This is a genomic window from Psychrobacter sp. FME13, assembly GCF_014861395.1.
Taxonomy (GTDB): Bacteria; Pseudomonadota; Gammaproteobacteria; order Pseudomonadales; family Moraxellaceae; genus Psychrobacter.
Window position 1 is genome coordinate 1 of the sequence record NZ_RRYV01000407.1, and the last position, 349, is coordinate 349.

The window sequence follows — 349 nt, forward strand, 5'->3', positions numbered from 1 at the left end:
ATACATGGCGTAATGTTATTTGGGCAAGTTTAAACAAATATATATAGAGACCCTAATCTATATTAAGAATAGATATGATATAGTCAGTTCAAAATAAAATTGTTATGGTTAGGACAAACATCATAAAACAACTTGGATAAGTCGTTTTCCAACCAGCCTTGGCGTAGAAACTTTACTTGTGCCCATTTCTTTTCAATAGGGTTCAAATCAGGGCTGTACGGTGGCAGCCATAGAATACGATGACCATGCCTATTCAGTAGCTTTTGAATGCGCTTACTCTTATGAAATCTGGCATTATCCATCACAATCACGCATTTGGTTTTAAGACTTGGGATTAGGGTTTGTTTGC

General features: G+C 36.1%; 1 protein-coding gene. It reads right to left on the bottom strand.

The annotated features are described in order from the left end of the window. Positions 1 to 83: 83 nt before the first annotated feature. The coding region (locus EI164_RS16800) for a transposase (RefSeq protein WP_192521085.1) at positions 84 to 349 on the bottom strand (266 nt) is incomplete at its 5' end.